The sequence below is a fragment of the Enterococcus sp. NBRC 3427 genome (assembly GCF_007996925.1).
In the GTDB taxonomy this organism is placed as follows: domain Bacteria; phylum Bacillota; class Bacilli; order Lactobacillales; family Enterococcaceae; genus Enterococcus_B; species Enterococcus_B lactis.
Map to the genome: position 1 here is coordinate 20,053 of NZ_BJLL01000005.1, position 16,226 is coordinate 36,278.

A 16,226-nucleotide genomic window follows, 5' to 3' on the forward strand; every position below is an offset into this window, starting at 1 on the left:
CCAGTTACCTCTTTTCTGTTTCTTTTTCATTTATATTCTCTAATTTTTGGATCACTTCATACAGTTCAGGAACTGTTGAATAACTTCTAAGCCAATTTTTGGGATGATCCAGTAGTTGACTGATAAGTTCCAAATGATGCATTAGCGACCACTTTTTCAATACTCCGAGTCCTGGAAATTTTTGTTGCTGATAGAGAGCCAGTAATTCAATCATTCCTGAAGTGATCAAGAGCTGATGATGGTGACGCATGATCCATTTTTTCATTTTATCTCCTGCTTCAAGAAACTTCAATGCTTGATCTTTAGCGGAATCATTACTGTCAGAGACAAAATGCTTTACGCGGATATTACCGTAAGCATCGATATACGTTAGATGGATAGCAAGCGCTCGGCTAGGAAACCCTTTATCGAAATAACGGCTGCCTTCGATCGTGAAATCAGAAAATCCACTATATCCATCTTCGTGGAAAAAAAGATAGTCATCACTAAAAAAGTCATCTGTTTTATCTGCATAGCTTTCAACATGCTTTCTCGTTTGAAAAGAGTCACGGATCACAATTTTATTTTCGGGCAGCCAGATGCGAAAGCGACTAGCATCTGGTATCAAGAATTTCGAATCGACTCCTGCCAGCTGTTTCCATACCTCTGCGTCTTTTGGGTAGTGTTGTCCATCGAAAATCAGAAACGTTGGAGGGGAATTCAGTACGCCGTTAAGATTTTCTGGCGTTAAAATCTGTGCAGAGACGACAGAGCTATTTTTCTTGACTGTCCAACTGTGCACATGCTGATCGAATAATTTGAATTGTCCTACTTGGGGATTTTGGATCACAGCGATTGGATGGTGCTTTTTTTGAAATAATTCGATCACGTTTTTAAGCGTAGCGGAATCACGTACTGGTTCAATCACCGGATGGATTTTATTGGAGAGCAATCCTCGCGACAATGCTTCTTTTAATGCTAATAGGTCAAATTGTTTTCCTCTTAAATAAGGATAGTACATATTTTTCACTCCAATGGCTCTGTGGGCAACCGACGGATCTGCTGTTGCTGCCTTAAGTATTCATAATCATGTTGAAGCGCAGCAACTTCTTCTTGCAACTCATTGATTGCCTGACTAGCTATTTCCTCTAAAAACCGTTCATAATATCGTTCGTTAGAAAATGGATCTTGGTTTTCTGAACGTCTTTTCAATTCTTTGTACAATTGATCTGTTGGAAAATATTTTACGCCTCGCTCCATTTGCTTTGCTTTTCTTACTTCTCTGAATAAAGAAGCCATAAAACGGTTTGTCAAAGCTTCTTCCGGTACAGCAAGCTCCTTCTTTGCTGCTTTTTTCGCAATCATAAATGTACCAGATGCAGGCATTTCCTCTTCGATCGTGTACGGGCGATACACTAGTACACCTATTCCTGTAGGGATCTCTGTTTTCACTTCTTCATATAGTTTACTTGGTAAAACAAAATAATTATAATGCCCGACAAATGACAGTTTGGCTGTAGAACGAAAATCTGCTTTTGTCACTTTCAGCTCATAGCATCGCCATTCTCGGCTTCCATCAAATTTTGTCAAGCAGCTAAGCGTATCTACAATTCCTTGGTCATCAGGCATCGTGACTTCTTCTACGACTAAGCCGCCTTGCTCGATGCAATATTGGTATAATGAGGATTCTATTTCGATGGTTAGCGGAGTCTTCATGTTTTTACCTCCGAACATATTTTCGTCTTACATTTTACATGAAATGATTTTAAAATACTAGACAGAATACACAAGAAACAAAAATAGAAATGATGCTTGCCACGCTAGCACCATTTCTATTTTTCAGATTGACTGATGGACGGAACGTTTTTCTAAATACTGTTGCACTTTTTCGATCCCGATACAAATGACCCAATAAATCAATGCAACTAAAATATAGAGAGAAAAATAGTCGAATGTCCGACCACCTATAATCTTTGCTTTTTGAAATATTTCTGGCACTGTGATCGTTGCCGCTAACGAGGTACCTTTCACTAAATCCATAGCTACGTTACTGAGTGCCGGTACCGAGATTCGAAAGGCTTGCGGCAAAACGATATATTTCAAAACCCCAAAGAAAGAAAAACCGGAAGCTAAACCAGCGTCCCACTGACCTGAAGAAACGCCTGCTAGTGATCCTCGATAGATTTCACCAATAAATGCACTGCTGGTAATCGTAAAGCAGATGACTGAAGCCGTTAAGGCACTTAATTGATAAGGTAACCCGAAATATAGCAAGAACAGCAGGACTAGTGCGGGAATGCCTCTAAAGAACGATAAATAAAAACGGATAAATACATTCAAAGGTAGCCAATCTAACAGACCTAAAACTGTCAAAAGCAACCCTACCAAGTTTCCTAAAAGAAACGACACGAAGCCAATCCCTAATGTGTATACCAAGCCTTGCATGACGAAAGGAAGTGAAGTCCACATGAGGGAAAAATCAATGAGAGGAAAGTACATCAATCACTCACCGACTCAGTCATCGTTTCTTTCGGTTTGACTGAAACATCAGTTTGAAAATATTTTTCAGATATTTTCTTTGTCGTCCCATCTTCTTTCATCTCTTTTAATACGCCATCGATTTTCTTTTTAAGAGCATCATTTCCTTCTTTCAATAAAAAACCACTTTCGTTTTCATTGAAATAAACGTTCTCCAAGATTTTTACGGGGATCTCTGGTAAAGCAGATACGGCCATTTTCTGCAAATAATAATCATTTAGAATAACGTCTGTTCGACCGTTTGCTACATCGCTTAAATATTGATCATTCGTGGCGTTATCGTAAGTGACTAATTTAGCTCCGTGTTTTTCCGCTAAACGCATATAGCTAGTATTGGGTTCGCCAGCTGCTTTTTTTCCTTTAAGATCATCAAGTGAGTGGATTCCTGAATCATCTTTTTTTCGTACGATCATACTGTCAAATGAATATTTGAAAGGCTCTGAAAGGGAGAATTTTTTTTCTCTTTCTTTTGTGATACCAAAATCGTTCGCAGCAAAATCTGATTCTCCTTTTGAAACAGAAGTGATTTGTCCATCCACATTGTATTCTTTAAAGGAGATTTTGACATTTAAACGTTTGGCTACCTCTTTCGCCAAGTCTACGTCATAACCAACTAATTCATTTTGATCATTATAATAAGAAGCGGGAAATAGTGTGCCAGAAGTTGCTACTACCAATTCTTTCTTTTTTTCCACATTACTCCAGCTGTGATCTTCTTGGTTAGCGGCAGCTGTACCGCAAGCGCTTAAAATAAAAAAGGCACTAGTTATTAGAGCAAACAATCTTTTTTTCTTCATTTTTTCTTCTCCTTGTTTCTGCTATTTCCATGGATTTGGTAAATGGAACTGGTGACTTGCTTCAAATAGATAGCCGATTTGAAGCAGCAAATCTTCTCTTCCTCTGGCGGACATAAATTGAATCCCGAGAGGCATGTTTTCTTTTGTCAAATGAGTAGGCAAGCTGATTGCTGGTTGTCCAGTCAGATTAGCCAATTGTGTATAAGGCGTGATCTTCAAGCTTTCCTCAAACATAGAAGAAACAACTTCTAAAGCTTGTACTTCAGAACAATCATGGATGTGTTCCATCTGTGCTCTTATCGTATCACTTTGCAAATCTTCGCTGATTTTAGGGGCAGTAAATGCAGTCGTTGGTGAAAGGAATAAATCATATTCATGATGCAAGTTTTCCATCACAATTGCTGCATCATCCCATACATGCAGAGAATCAATGTAAGTAGCGGCAGAAAGTTTCTGACCATATTGGAACAAAGTCCAAGAGATCGGCTCAAGTTCTTCTTTTCTGACAGTTCGCTGGATGCCTGTTTCAATCGAGTGGATCATTGCTGCTGTCTCTGCGCCATTCATCTGATAATAAGACGTGATCAATTTACGACCATCTAGTGGGTAAGGAATCTCCGTCAAATCATGTCCTTCTTTTTCAAGGAAATCTACAGCTTTTTTTACAGCAAGTACTGCCTCTTCACTAATCTGTGAGTGGATCGGTGAATCGATACAAAAAGCTATCTTCAAACGTTTTTTTCTTGGATGTGTTTGCCACTCAACTGGCGATACTTGATATGGCGCACCGGTGTGGATGCTTCTCATTCCATAAAATAAAGCTTCCGTGTCTCTCATAGAAACCGTCAAACCGAAATCAATAGCAGCTCCTTGCCATCCTCGCCAAGCATATGGACCAACTGGCATCGTCCCTCGCGAAGGTTTCAGGCCAATCAATCCGCAAAACGAAGCGGGTATTCTAATAGAACCACCACCATCACTAGCGCCAGCTAAAGGAACGATTCCCGCTGAAACTGCAGCAGCAGCGCCTCCACTTGATCCGCCCGGTGTACATTCAAGGTTCCAGGGGTTTCTTGCTGGTCCATAGATGACGGGGTCTGTAATATTTTTGAAACCAAACTCTGGCGCATTGGTTTGTCCAAAAGGAACTAGCCCTATCGCTTCTGCTTGCTGTACATAATTGGATGTATGAGAAGCTCGATGTATTTCAAATAAACGAGATCCTGAAGTAGCAAGCCATCCCTTTTTTTCTTGACCGAGCATTTTTAAAGGGAATGGAATACCTGCCAATGGTCCTTTTTCCGACTGGGGAATCAATCGTTCAGTGGAACTATTCTCGAATGGTTCAAGTGCAACAAACGCATTCAATTCATGATTTTGTTTCTTTATTTTTTTCTGTACATCATCAGCTAATTCTTGAAAACTAAATTCTTTTTCTTTAAGTCCTTTCGCTAATTCTGTTGCATCTTTCATATTATCCTCCTTTTTGCCCCTGTTATTTTCCCACAAGTTCGTCTAACATACAATGAGTACGCTTGCACAAAAATGAACAGACAACCGTTTTTTATAAAAAAAGACGAAGATCATGATCGATCTTCGTCTTTTTACTAAGAAATAGTGCGTAATTTACCCTTAAATTCGTCAATAGACGCATATCCCTTTTCTGACATAATCTGAGTTAATTCGTTTGTGATTCTAGAAAAGATTTCCGGGCCTTCTTTGTGAAGCTCGGTACCAATCTGCAACATGCTTGCACCGCATAGCAGATGTTCAAATGCATCTTGTCCTGTCCGAATCCCACCTGTACCGATGATTTGGATTTCTGGTTTCAAACGCGTATAAAAAGCGCGGACATTTGCTAAAGCAGTCGGCTTGATATACTCTCCGCCAATGCCGCCGAACCCTTCTTTTGGTTTGATGACTACTGCTTCTTTGTCTGTATCGATATACAACCCATTGCCCACACTGTTGATAGCATTGACATATGTCAACGGGAATTGATTCAAGATATCTGCCATCTGATCAAAATGAGCAAAATCAAAATAAGGAGGCAATTTGATTCCTAGCGGCTTAGAAAAGATGCTGAATACTTCTTTCAGTGTTTCATAAGTGGCCTCAAAATCGTAAGCTAGTTGTGGTTTACCAGGCACATTTGGACAAGATAAATTTAGTTCAGTAATCCCCTTGAATCCACTTTTTTCTATTTCCCCAAGCATTTCCAAATTTTCTTGGACACTCATCCCGGCGATCGAAAAAAATAATGGTTGATTTGGGTTTTTCTGTGCTTTTTCATACGCAAGAGCATACTCTAGATAATAAGAAAAGCCTAAGTTTGGAAGCCCCATCGAATTGATACTGCCTAAAGGAACATCAAAATAGCGTGGTTCGGGATTTCCTTTTCGTTCATTGATTGTACAGCTCTTAGTGATAAATGCTCCTGCTTCTGAATGAGCCAGCTCGTCTAATTCCTGGGTAGTCATGCAGTGTACACCAGATGCATTCATAAAAGGGTTGGCAAAGGTATGATTGGCAAAGGTCGTTTCTAAACTCAAGTAAATCGCTCCTTCAAACAAGTTATTTTATCTAGTGTATCATGACTAAAAGAAAAATCAACTCTTGTTTTTCAACGAATTTCTTAATCATCCTGTTCGGTTGATAGTACTTCCCCTGTTTCACTATTGATCTTGACTGACGTACTTTGATTGCCATTTTTTACTTTGACTTCCCAATAAGTAGTACCTAGATCTTTATCCAGATCCCAATCGGTTGCTGTACCGCTTCCTACTTTATCGACAGCAATCTTTGCGGCTTCCTCAATCGTGATCAATTTATCAACAGCTAGACCATCTTCTTTTTTCTTTTGACCATTTTGATCCTCTCGATCTAGCGTTTCTGGATTCTCTGTTTCCATTTTTTCATTCTGAGCATCGATTCTTGCTTCATATTCTTTTTGATCATCGACACCTTCTATCTTGTAGAAGTAAGATCCCCAATCACTATCTAGTTCCAAACTAGTAATAGCAGTATCTGGATACTTATCTTTAAACAATTCAATCGCACGAGCTGCAGACACTTTGATAGCTGACTGGCCCATTGCCTCGCTCGAATTCTTTGTTTGACTAGACGAAGATGTACTTGCGTTTGTTGAGGATTCCGATACCTGAGAAGAGCGTTGTTCACTGCTGGAAGATGTATTCCCAGATGTTCCTTGATTGGTGTTTGATTGACAAGCAGCTAAAAACAAAGCCGCAAATAAACTAGTATAAATAACAGTTTTCTTCATTGATTCTATCTCCTTTATTATAAAATAGTATTCTATACAAGTATAACGAAGAAAAAAATTTCTGTCATGTTTAAAAATTAAAGAACAACGTTTTTATTATGAAAATAAAAAAGAAGCTAAGCTTTAGAGACAACCCTAGAAGTTAGACTAAAATCTCACTTCGGGAGCATCATAAAACTTAGCTTCCATTTATTAAATAATTAAATAGCTTTTAAACTGCCTTTTTATATCAATTATGCACGATGCATTGGGATATCATTATTTCCAGGTTGAACAAGCAAATATTGAATTACATCGATATTGCTTGACTCAAATGAAGCTGCACAAGCTTGTAAATATAGATCCCACATTCGATAGAAGGAATCACCCATTTCTTTTGTGACTTGATCTTGGACTTGATGGAAATTTTTTGTCCAATGTTCTAATGTCAATTGATAGTCACGACGCAAACTTTCTAAATCGATCAATTGCAAATCGTTTTTTGTAATATTATCAACTAACTCAGTAACACCAGGAACATAACCACCAGGGAAAATATATTTATTGATCCAAGCGTTTGTCGCACCGCCTTGTTGTCGGCTGATTCCATGGATCAAAGCTGTTCCTTTTGGTTTCAATAAATCTTTTACGACTTTGAAATAACCTTCAAGATTTTCAGAACCTACATGTTCGAACATACCTACACTTGTGATATGATCAAACGTTTCGCCTTTTAGTTCACGGTAGTCCATTAATAATACACGGCATTTATCTTCTAAATGTTCTTCTTTGATTTTTTTGGTGATCAAATCGTATTGTTCTTCACTTAGAGTGATCCCAGTTGCTTTGACGTTATATTCTTTGGCAGCAGTGAACATCAATGTTCCCCAGCCACAACCGATATCAAGCAACGTTTCGCCTTCTTTGATAAAGAGTTTGTCTAAAATATGATGGACTTTATTGATTTGTGCTTGTTCCAACGTATCTTCAGGTGTATTGAAATAGGCACAAGAATAAGTCAAAGTTGGGTCTAGCCAAAGTTTATAAAAGTCGTTACCTAAGTCATAATGCGCATGGATATCTTCTTTGTTTTTTTGTTTTGTATGTTTTTCTTTCTTTGGCAGCCATTTTAGATAATCTTTTCCTCGTAAAAAGCTGTTTGCTTGCTGATAAGCATCGTTGATCAATGCTTGGATACTTCCCTCGATCTCGATTCGATGATCCATATAAGCTTCTCCTAGTGCCAAAGAAGCGTTGCTTGTAATCTCTTTCATTGGGATTTCTTCATGGATATTGATTTTGATTTGGGGAGGAGTGTCCGTATCTCCGTATTGTTTCGTTGTACCGTCCCAATAATTTACTTCGACAGGGAGCGAGAAAGAACGTGAAAATAATTGATTGTATAAAGTTTTCTCTAACATGATTTTCCTCCTTAAAAAAACTACCCTATTACGTTAATACTAAAAAAGAAAAGAATCAACTAAGAAGTTTAATTTTTTCAGAAATTTTTCAAAAACTACTTTATTTTTCATTTTTTTCACATTCATTGTCGCACAAATCACTTAAACTTGTCATTCGACACGCTTATCTTTGAATTTTGTCTTAGCAAAAACCCATAAAAGCAGCAAGACAGTTATCATTGTTTGGACACTTAGCATCAAGATAAAGTCAAAGTGGATAAACCCTACAACTGCTGCTACCATGGATCCTATCCCCATAACATTCAGCATCAAATTTGCACTCTCTTTGAATGTATGAATGGATGAAAGTTGGCTTTTTCTTGTCATCCACAAGAAAAAGGAAGCCCCGAATAAAATGAGACTCGTCATGACAAATAGGACAAAACCAAGACTTAAACTATAAGATAAAATGATTGTTGGACGATTACTGGCATAAAATTCTCTTTCTAAAAATCGTTGGAAATCTTCGGGCGTACGTACAGAATCTGGTTGGAAAGATGGACTATAATTCATCGTATAGCGGCGTATACCAGATTTATCCTTTTGTTGGATCACCCATTGTTCCTTCTCAAAATCAATAAAAGTTCCATGATCGGATTGTTGTTTCTCAGATAAAGACACACCTACCAAAATTTCAGGGGTCACAGCTATCGTTTGTTGCGATGATTGTAGCCCAGTTTTAGATAATTCAAGTTCAGAAAATTTTTTGGTTCCTTGTTCATCGATCAGCGAATGAACGGATAGAAATTGTTCTAATGGAATCGCTTGGATCTGATTGGCGTAAAAAAGAGTCACAGGCATGACCATCAAGGAAACTAAAAATACAAATATCAAGAAAAATTTAGGCCATGATAATAGTTTGCGTCCCGCAAACACTTGAGTTGGCGTACGTAAAGTGGAAAAATAATTTAACGGAAATGTTTGCATGATCCTCTGCTCCTATCCTTTTGTTCCGCCAGATGTCAGGCCGGTAACAAAGTTCTTTTGTAAAAAGAAGAATAATAGACAAATCGGTAAAGCAATCAAAATTGCTCCAGCAGCAAAGAGGGAGACCCTTTGATTTGTCACATCAGAAATAAATGTTTGCAGGCCGACAGCAACAGTCTGATTTTCAGGTGTTCGAAGCAAGAACTTCGCTAACATGAAGTCGCCAAATGGTCCCATGAATGCCCATAATGCTTGAACGGCGAGCATTGGTTTGACAAGAGGTAATACAATCTGGAAAAAAATCCTGAAATGCCCTGCCCCATCAAGTTTAGCAGATTCATCTAAATCTATTGGTACTGTGTCAAAGTATCCTTTCATCAACCAAGTATTCATTGGAATCCCACCGCCTATATAGATCATCGTCAAGAACCAATACTTATCTAGCGCCTCTAATAGGAAAGCCATGACATAAAAGGCAGTCAATGCTGCCATAGTCGGTACCATCTGAATCACTAAAAAGAACATCAAACTTGATTTGCGGCCGATAAAACGATAACGGCTATACGTATAGCCAGCTAAAGTTACTACAGTTACTTGTACGATCATCGTTAGGACAGAGATGATTAACGTATTTTTATACCAAGTCCCGTAAAGTGTTTCACTGAACAGCCGCGTGAAATTCCCTAAAGTCCAGTCGCTTGAAAAATCCAAACTGAAAGCCGCAATGTTTCCTGACTTGAAGGCAGTACTTGCTGTGATCAAAAGTGGATAGATAATAATGACTGATAACAGCAAAAGAAAAAAGTAAGTAAAAAAGTGAGAAAGCCGTTTTTGGAATCGTGCACTCGAATGAAATTTTTTCATTGTTTAATCCCCCATATTGAACGCATTTGTCTTTTTGAACACTAGTAAAGATACGCAGATAACGATGATGGAGATAATCAACGTGATGGCTGAAGCCATAGAATACTGCGGAGAAGTTCCAGTCGTAAGTTTATAAATCCATGAAATCAGGATATCAGTAGAACCAGCTCCTCCACCCACGCTTCCGGGGCCTCCATTGTTAAATAGGTAGATCATAGAAAAATTATTGAAATTCCCAGTATATTGGGTAATAAACGTTGGTGCTGCAACTAGAAATACAGCTGGAAGTGTGATATTTGAGAAACGTTGCCATGCATTTGCTCCATCGATTTTTGCTGCTTCATACAAATCTTCAGAAATCGACTGTAAAATCCCTGTAACCATTACATAGATATAGGGAAATCCTAACCATCCTTGAACTAAGATGATTGCCACTTTCGTCCAGTTCGGGTCCGTTTTCCAAGAGATTGCACTGATATCTACAAAAGGAAGCTGGTTTATGAAAGGAATCACTTGAGTATTGATGGCACCTACGCTATCGTTGAATATATTCGAAAAACTCATGATAGTAATAAAAGCTGGGACCGCCCATGGTAATAAAAAAATGATACCGAAAATACGTTTGAATTTAATAAATTTCTGGTGAGCAACAACCGCTGTGAGAATACCAAGGGTGATTTGCAAAGTTGTTGCACATAACGTCCAGATCACGGTCCATGAAAAGACTGCAAAAAAAGTATTGCGATATGAACTCAAGAAGAAGATGCTAAAAAAGTTTTTAGCCCCTACCCAATCAATCAAACTGGCTGGTGGAATATGATTAAAGTCATAATTGGTAAATGCAGTAAATAATGTGACTAAGACTGGGAAAATGATGGTAAAAATCATGAGAAGATACGCGGGAAGTGTCAATAGATAAGGAAAACCTTCATCACCTATATTATGTATGACTTCCTTCATCGTCCGATTGATTTTTTTGCCCTCTTTACGCATCCTTGCTACTCGATAGGCGTCTAAAAGATTCAAAGCGTAAAAAATCAAGAAAATGATCGTAATGATGAATTGCAAAGTGCCTTCAATCAAAATAAATAATGAATGATCTTCCATTGGTATACTTCCCAAAGTAATCAATCCTATCAATGCATGAAATCCGCCCAAGAACATCTGACCAATGAATAGGACGAATATGGCGAAAAAAACGATACCTTTAAAAGTTTGGCCATTTACAAACTGCCCCATCCCCGGAATAAGTGAACAAAGCGTGATTTTTTTTTCGTTGATCTGGCTTGTTTTATCTTGCTGCATCTGAATGCCCCCTCTAAACTTGCTAAACCGCAAACTACTTTTAAGATAATGGCAACAAGAGCAAGATAATTTCCCATCTCGCTCTTGCCACCTCTATCTGAAGCACCTGTTCCATTTTTTATAAAAATGGACGGTTATCATTTTAATCAGTATTTTTGTTCTATGGCTTCACTGATTGTTTTCACTGCTTCATCTGCGGATTCTTTTGGTGTTTTTGAACCTGATGCTGCATCGAACATCAAGTTTTCTGCACCTGTCCAAACTTCACCCATTTCTGGGATGTTTGGCATTGCTTGAGCTGTTTCATATTGTTCGATTACAGCTGTTGTTAATTCATCGTTTTTAGCCTTGGCTGTTTCCCGAGCTTGTTGGTTTGCAGGGATTTCATTTACCATTTCAAAGAATTTCTCTTGATTCTCCTGATTCGTTACATAATCGAGCCATTTTTGAGAGAGATCTTTGTTTTTAGCGTAATTGCTGACTACCCATCCTTTTCCTCCGCCAAATGGTTGATAAGGCTGTCCATTGTTTAGAGTAGGGATTTTTGCAACACCATAATTGATATTGTTTTCTTTGTATGTTTGCGCTTGCCATGGGCCGTCAATAATTGCTGCAGTTTTGTTGGACATGAATTGCTGGCTGGCGAAGTCTCCTGCACTTTTTATGTCTTGCATTCCCTTAGGCCAAACATTTTGGAACCAATCTGTTGCATAAGAAATTCCTTCTACAGCACCTGCATTATTCAAACCGATATCAGAAGGATCTGTACCATCATCACCGAATACATAGCCGCCGTAACCTGCAATCAAACCATAGGAATAATAAAAGTCAGTCCATTTAGCTAAAAATCCTGTATTTTTTCCTGCTTCTGACTCAAAAGCAAAACGACTGTCTTTGGATAGATTTTCCAAATCTTTAAACGTCGCTGGTGCTGTATCGACTAAATCTTTGTTATAGTACAAAACAAGGGTCTCAATTACTGCAGGCTCTCCATAGATTTTTCCACCATAAGTCACTTGGGCTTTGTCTGTTTCATCGTAAGCTGATTCATTTCCCAGTTTTACTTCCGCCAGATGTCCTTGCTGTCCTAACGCACCGATCCGGTCATATGCTGCCATCATAACGTCAGGTCCCTTTCCAGCAGGCCCATCTAACGCTAATGATTCCAACTGATCGAACATGTCCTTTTCTACCAGCTTGATCTTCACATCGTTTTCTTTTTCGAATGTATCTTTTATTTCGTTTATATAATCTTTATATCCAGAATCAACGGAGACTGTTAACGTTTTTCCTTCTTCCGCTTCCCCTTCTGCTGAAGAATTACCATTGCCACAAGCCGCTAATCCGCCTAAGATTCCTAAAGAGACTAACCCTAAACCTAACTTTTTCGCGCTTCGTTTTTTCATCTTCATTTCCTCCTGTGTATTCAACGTGCTGTTACACCATTATTATAATGGGCATAAATCTTTATTTGCAAACGCTTTCTTGTTGTTACCGGTAACAGTTTTTCAGCACATAATCAAAAATCCGTATTGCTGTATCTCTGCTTTTCCATCTTCTAATAACTGACAATTTTGACTAAGAATAACCTCATTTTCCTGTTCTACTATCCAAGGTTCTTCTGACTGACTGAAGTAAATATGGATAATCTGCCCCTGTAGTTCACGTATAAAATAAAGCTTATCTTCACGATCATTTACTATTAGCCATTGGGTAGCCCCTTCAGAAAGAATCTTAGACAACTGTTTCCTAAGAGAAACGAGTTCTTTTATAAAACCAAGCAGTTCTAGATCTTGTTTTTCTTTTTCCCAGACCATACATTTTCGACAATCTGGGTCTTCTCCACCAGTCATCCCTACTTCTGTCCCATAATAGATACAAGGAGATCCTTTTTGAAGAAACATAAAAGTCATCACAGATTTCATCAATTCCTTGTTCCCATTACAAAGAGTCAAAATCCTTGCAGTATCATGAGAATCTAATAAGTTAAATGTCCCTTCGTTCACCTGATCTCTGTAAAGCATTTGCTGATGATTCATTCCGCTAACCATTTGCGAAGCTGTAACTTTCTTTTTTGCAAAATAATCTTTAATTGAATCTGTAAATGCGTAATTCATTACTGCGTGGAATTCATCCCCTTGCAGCCAGGCCTGTGAGGAATGCCAGATCTCTCCCAGGATATAGATATCAGGTTTGATGACTGTGACTTCTTCTCTGAATTTTTTCCAAAAATGATGATCCACTTCATTAGCAACATCTAGTCGCCATCCATCAATATCGAATTCTTTTATCCAATAGGTGGCAATGTCTAGTAAATATTTTTGAACCTCTGGATTTGCTGTATTTAGTTTGGGCATAAATGGAGTAAAAGCAAAAGTATCATATGGGATATTTTCAGCAGTTTCTGGCACATCAGTCATCTGATAGGAATCTACTGGGAAAAAGCGGATATGGAACCAGTCTTTATAGATTGATTTTTCTCCGTTTTCGAGTACATCTTGCCATTGGGGCGAATGGATACCCATATGATTGAATACAGCATCAAACATGATACGTATCCCTCGTTTATGAGCTTCATCAATTAAGTTTTTTAAAAGTTTTTTATCTCCAAACGCGGGATCGACTTCATAATAGTCGATCGTATCGTACTTGTGATTGGATGTAGCTTTAAATATGGGACAAAAGTATATTCCATTGATACCAAGGTCTGTCAAATAATCCAGATGATCCATCACACCTTGTAAATCCCCGCCAAAGAAATCTTCACGATCTGGCTCTTTGCTTCCCCAAGCCAAAGTATGCTCGGGGTCATTTGCTTTATCCCCATTTGCAAATCTTTCAGGAAAAATTTGATACCATACTGTTTCTTTCACCCATTCTGGTACAACGAAGCGATCAATTTGGTGGAAATAAGGCATTCGAAAATAAAAATTTGGTTCAGCAATCACATTTTCTCGATAAGGAAAAATTCCTTGATCACCATAGAAACAATCCGTGCTGTCTTCTCCAATAACATGGAACGCGTATTGTAATCGTCTTGTTTCACTTGTCAATTCAACTTCCCAATAATCATGAATATTTGTACTTAAACATTTTTTCATTGGTCGTTCTTTTTGATACCATTTTTCAGTTGTTATGGTATATGGATCTCCGCTTAACACATATACTTTTTTGATATCATTCTTCCGAGTACGAAGCCGGATACGGAATTTTGTATTCGTATATAGAAATGCATATTCACTTTCCGGTCGATGATAAATTGCAGCTGTGTCCATTGATTTCCTCCTTGCGATTTAATATTACGTCCTCACTATAAGTGATAGAGATAGAAAAGACAACGCTTTCAAAAATGTTATCGGTAACAGTTTTTTTGACACTTTTCCATTACTTTTTAAACGAATTCAACAGTTAATGAAAAAACTTTTAAAAGTTTTTAAAGCTATTTCCTACCTATTTCGAGTTCTATAGTTATCTTAGTTTCTCTGCTTCTCTGCTCTCTATATTCGATGCTCCTAATTAAAAAAGTTTTTAAGAGTTTTTGTTTGATCAAGTGATTTCAGATAAGTTGAGTATCCTAAATTAGCCAAGCCTAATTTTTTTCTTAAACGAAGTTAACTTATGGTGAAAAATAAGTTATAATAAGATAAGAATACTGTTAATCAACTAAAGGAAGTGGATAAATGAAAGAAACAAGACAATTTATATGGACATATGCCAAGATTATTTTTGCTCTCTTTATATTAGGAGTCGCTATCAATATGTTTTTAGGGCCTCATCATATCGCTGCTGGTGGTGTCAGCGGACTAGGAATATTACTGGAAGCTGCTTTCGGTTTTGACCGTGCTATAGTCATTTTAGTATTGAATATCGTTATGTTAGTGCTAGCTCTTCTGTTTTTAGGTAAAAAACCTTTTTTCAAAGTGCTTTTTGGAAGCTTAGTTTTTCCTTTGATCATCGCGGTAGTTCCAGAGATGATAATCACTTCAGATCGGTTGTTATCGGTCATTTTTGGAAGTGCGATTTTTGCTTTAGGAGTGGCCATCTTATATAAAAATAACTCTTCCAGTGGTGGCACGACGATCCCTCCCCTCGTTTTTAAAAAATATTTCCACTTGAACACTTCGATCGGCCTATTTCTTACAGATGCTTTCGTCGTTTCTCTCAATCTGTTTGTTTTTGGAATAGAAGAATTTCTTTACGCTATTTTATCTATTGCAATCACTTCAATTGTCATGACCTATATCGAAACAGGTATCAATCGGAAGAAATCCGTCATGGTCATGAGCGAACATTCTTTGGAAGACATCCGCCTTCGCTTAAGTGCTGAAATCGGACGCGGGCTTACCTTGCTGGAGGCAAAAGGCGGTTATAACCGAAAGTCAAAAGAAGTGTTATTGATCGTTGTGACCGACCAAGAATTTTCTCGAATGAAACCTCTGATAGAAGAAATTGATCCAAGCGCCTTTGTCATTGTCAACAGCGTAGCAGAAGTAATGGGACGCGGATTTACTTATCATCCAATCGAATGAGTTGGTAAGTAATCAATCCCATTCTTTTGAATGCGTTTTCTTTAACTGGTATAATAATAGAAGAAGTAAGTAAATGCACGATTGAAAAAGAGAGGAGATTTTTATGCATAAAGGAACAGAAATCGATTTTGTAGTAAACGACAGTTTGAAAGCTCTAAAACTTTATCGAACGATCTTTGATGAAATAGAACTGATTGAGGCAACAGAGTATCCTAGAGGCAATAATGAAGTCATTTTTTCCTTGTATGGCACGCGGTTCCATATGCTGGATGAAAATCCACCCCTTGGTCTGACTGCCCCTACTGCTGAACATCCAAATACGATCTGGTTCAATATCATCGTCTCTGACATTAAGGACACACATAATAAAGCATTACGAAATGGCTGTGTAGAGATCCAAGAAATGACAGAAATGATGGACTTTGGTGTGACCAATTCGATGTTCAGGGATCCTTTTGGTTATTTATGGATGCTTCATCAGGTTCATCGTGAAGTAAGTTTTGAAGAAAGAAAACAACTTTTTGAAAAATATATGTAAAGTTTATGATGAGATTAGTTCTTGTCA

15 protein-coding genes are annotated in these 16,226 nt (G+C 38.0%); 2 read left to right on the forward strand and 13 right to left on the reverse strand.

Annotated features, from left to right (window positions below; translation table 11 throughout):
* Positions 1-4: 4 nt before the first annotated feature.
* From ESP02_RS01990 to ESP02_RS02050, 13 genes are all read right to left on the reverse strand, one after another.
* Entirely contained in the window at positions 5-1,000 is a 996-nt protein-coding gene (locus ESP02_RS01990; protein WP_038398933.1) for a sce7725 family protein, read from the reverse strand.
* 5 nt (positions 1,001-1,005) lie between these two features.
* Entirely contained in the window at positions 1,006-1,695 is a 690-nt protein-coding gene (locus tag ESP02_RS01995; RefSeq protein WP_002290743.1) for a hypothetical protein, read from the reverse strand.
* A 123-nt stretch (positions 1,696-1,818) separates the two neighbouring features.
* Entirely contained in the window at positions 1,819-2,478 is a 660-nt protein-coding gene (locus tag ESP02_RS02000) for an amino acid ABC transporter permease (RefSeq protein ID WP_002400229.1), read from the reverse strand.
* Positions 2,478-3,314, reverse strand: a complete 837-nt coding sequence (locus ESP02_RS02005) for a transporter substrate-binding domain-containing protein (protein WP_002400231.1) — start codon at positions 3,312-3,314, stop codon at positions 2,478-2,480. The genes ESP02_RS02000 and ESP02_RS02005 overlap by 1 nt, the downstream gene beginning before the upstream one ends.
* 21 nt (positions 3,315-3,335) lie before the next feature.
* Complete coding sequence (locus tag ESP02_RS02010) at positions 3,336-4,787, reverse strand: amidase (protein ID WP_025478289.1); 1,452 nt, start codon at positions 4,785-4,787, stop codon at positions 3,336-3,338.
* A gap of 134 nt (positions 4,788-4,921) precedes the next feature.
* Positions 4,922-5,866 (reverse strand): dihydroorotate oxidase, encoded by a 945-nt coding sequence (locus ESP02_RS02015; protein WP_002329225.1) that lies wholly within the window; start codon positions 5,864-5,866, stop codon positions 4,922-4,924.
* A gap of 83 nt (positions 5,867-5,949) precedes the next feature.
* Positions 5,950-6,597 (reverse strand): PepSY domain-containing protein, encoded by a 648-nt coding sequence (locus tag ESP02_RS02020; RefSeq protein WP_002336406.1) that lies wholly within the window; start codon positions 6,595-6,597, stop codon positions 5,950-5,952.
* 233 nt (positions 6,598-6,830) lie between these two features.
* Entirely contained in the window at positions 6,831-7,997 is a 1,167-nt protein-coding gene (locus ESP02_RS02025; RefSeq protein WP_002290735.1) for a cyclopropane-fatty-acyl-phospholipid synthase family protein, read from the reverse strand.
* 150 nt (positions 7,998-8,147) lie between these two features.
* Complete coding sequence (locus ESP02_RS02030; protein ID WP_002400235.1) at positions 8,148-8,963, reverse strand: hypothetical protein; 816 nt, start codon at positions 8,961-8,963, stop codon at positions 8,148-8,150.
* Positions 8,964-8,975: 12 nt separating this feature from the next.
* On the reverse strand, positions 8,976-9,827 hold the full coding sequence (locus ESP02_RS02035; protein ID WP_002290731.1) for a sugar ABC transporter permease: 852 nt from the start codon (positions 9,825-9,827) through the stop codon (positions 8,976-8,978).
* Between the two features lie 3 nt (positions 9,828-9,830).
* Positions 9,831-11,132, reverse strand: coding sequence for a carbohydrate ABC transporter permease (locus tag ESP02_RS02040; protein WP_002400236.1), 1,302 nt, complete (start codon positions 11,130-11,132; stop codon positions 9,831-9,833).
* 146 nt (positions 11,133-11,278) lie between these two features.
* A complete protein-coding gene (locus ESP02_RS02045) occupies positions 11,279-12,538 on the reverse strand; it encodes an extracellular solute-binding protein (protein ID WP_025478290.1) in 1,260 nt (419 codons plus the stop codon).
* Positions 12,539-12,640: 102 nt separating this feature from the next.
* Positions 12,641-14,407: a glycoside hydrolase family 13 protein gene (locus ESP02_RS02050; protein ID WP_038398938.1), complete on the reverse strand. Its 1,767-nt coding sequence runs from the start codon at positions 14,405-14,407 to the stop codon at positions 12,641-12,643.
* A gap of 405 nt (positions 14,408-14,812) precedes the next feature.
* Between ESP02_RS02050 and ESP02_RS02055 the strand changes: the two genes are divergently transcribed.
* Both ESP02_RS02055 and ESP02_RS02060 read left to right on the forward strand, forming a co-directional pair.
* Complete coding sequence (locus ESP02_RS02055) at positions 14,813-15,661, forward strand: YitT family protein (protein ID WP_002400241.1); 849 nt, start codon at positions 14,813-14,815, stop codon at positions 15,659-15,661.
* Between the two features lie 103 nt (positions 15,662-15,764).
* Positions 15,765-16,199, forward strand: a complete 435-nt coding sequence (locus tag ESP02_RS02060) for a VOC family protein (RefSeq protein ID WP_038398940.1) — start codon at positions 15,765-15,767, stop codon at positions 16,197-16,199.
* Positions 16,200-16,226: the final 27 nt, after the last annotated feature.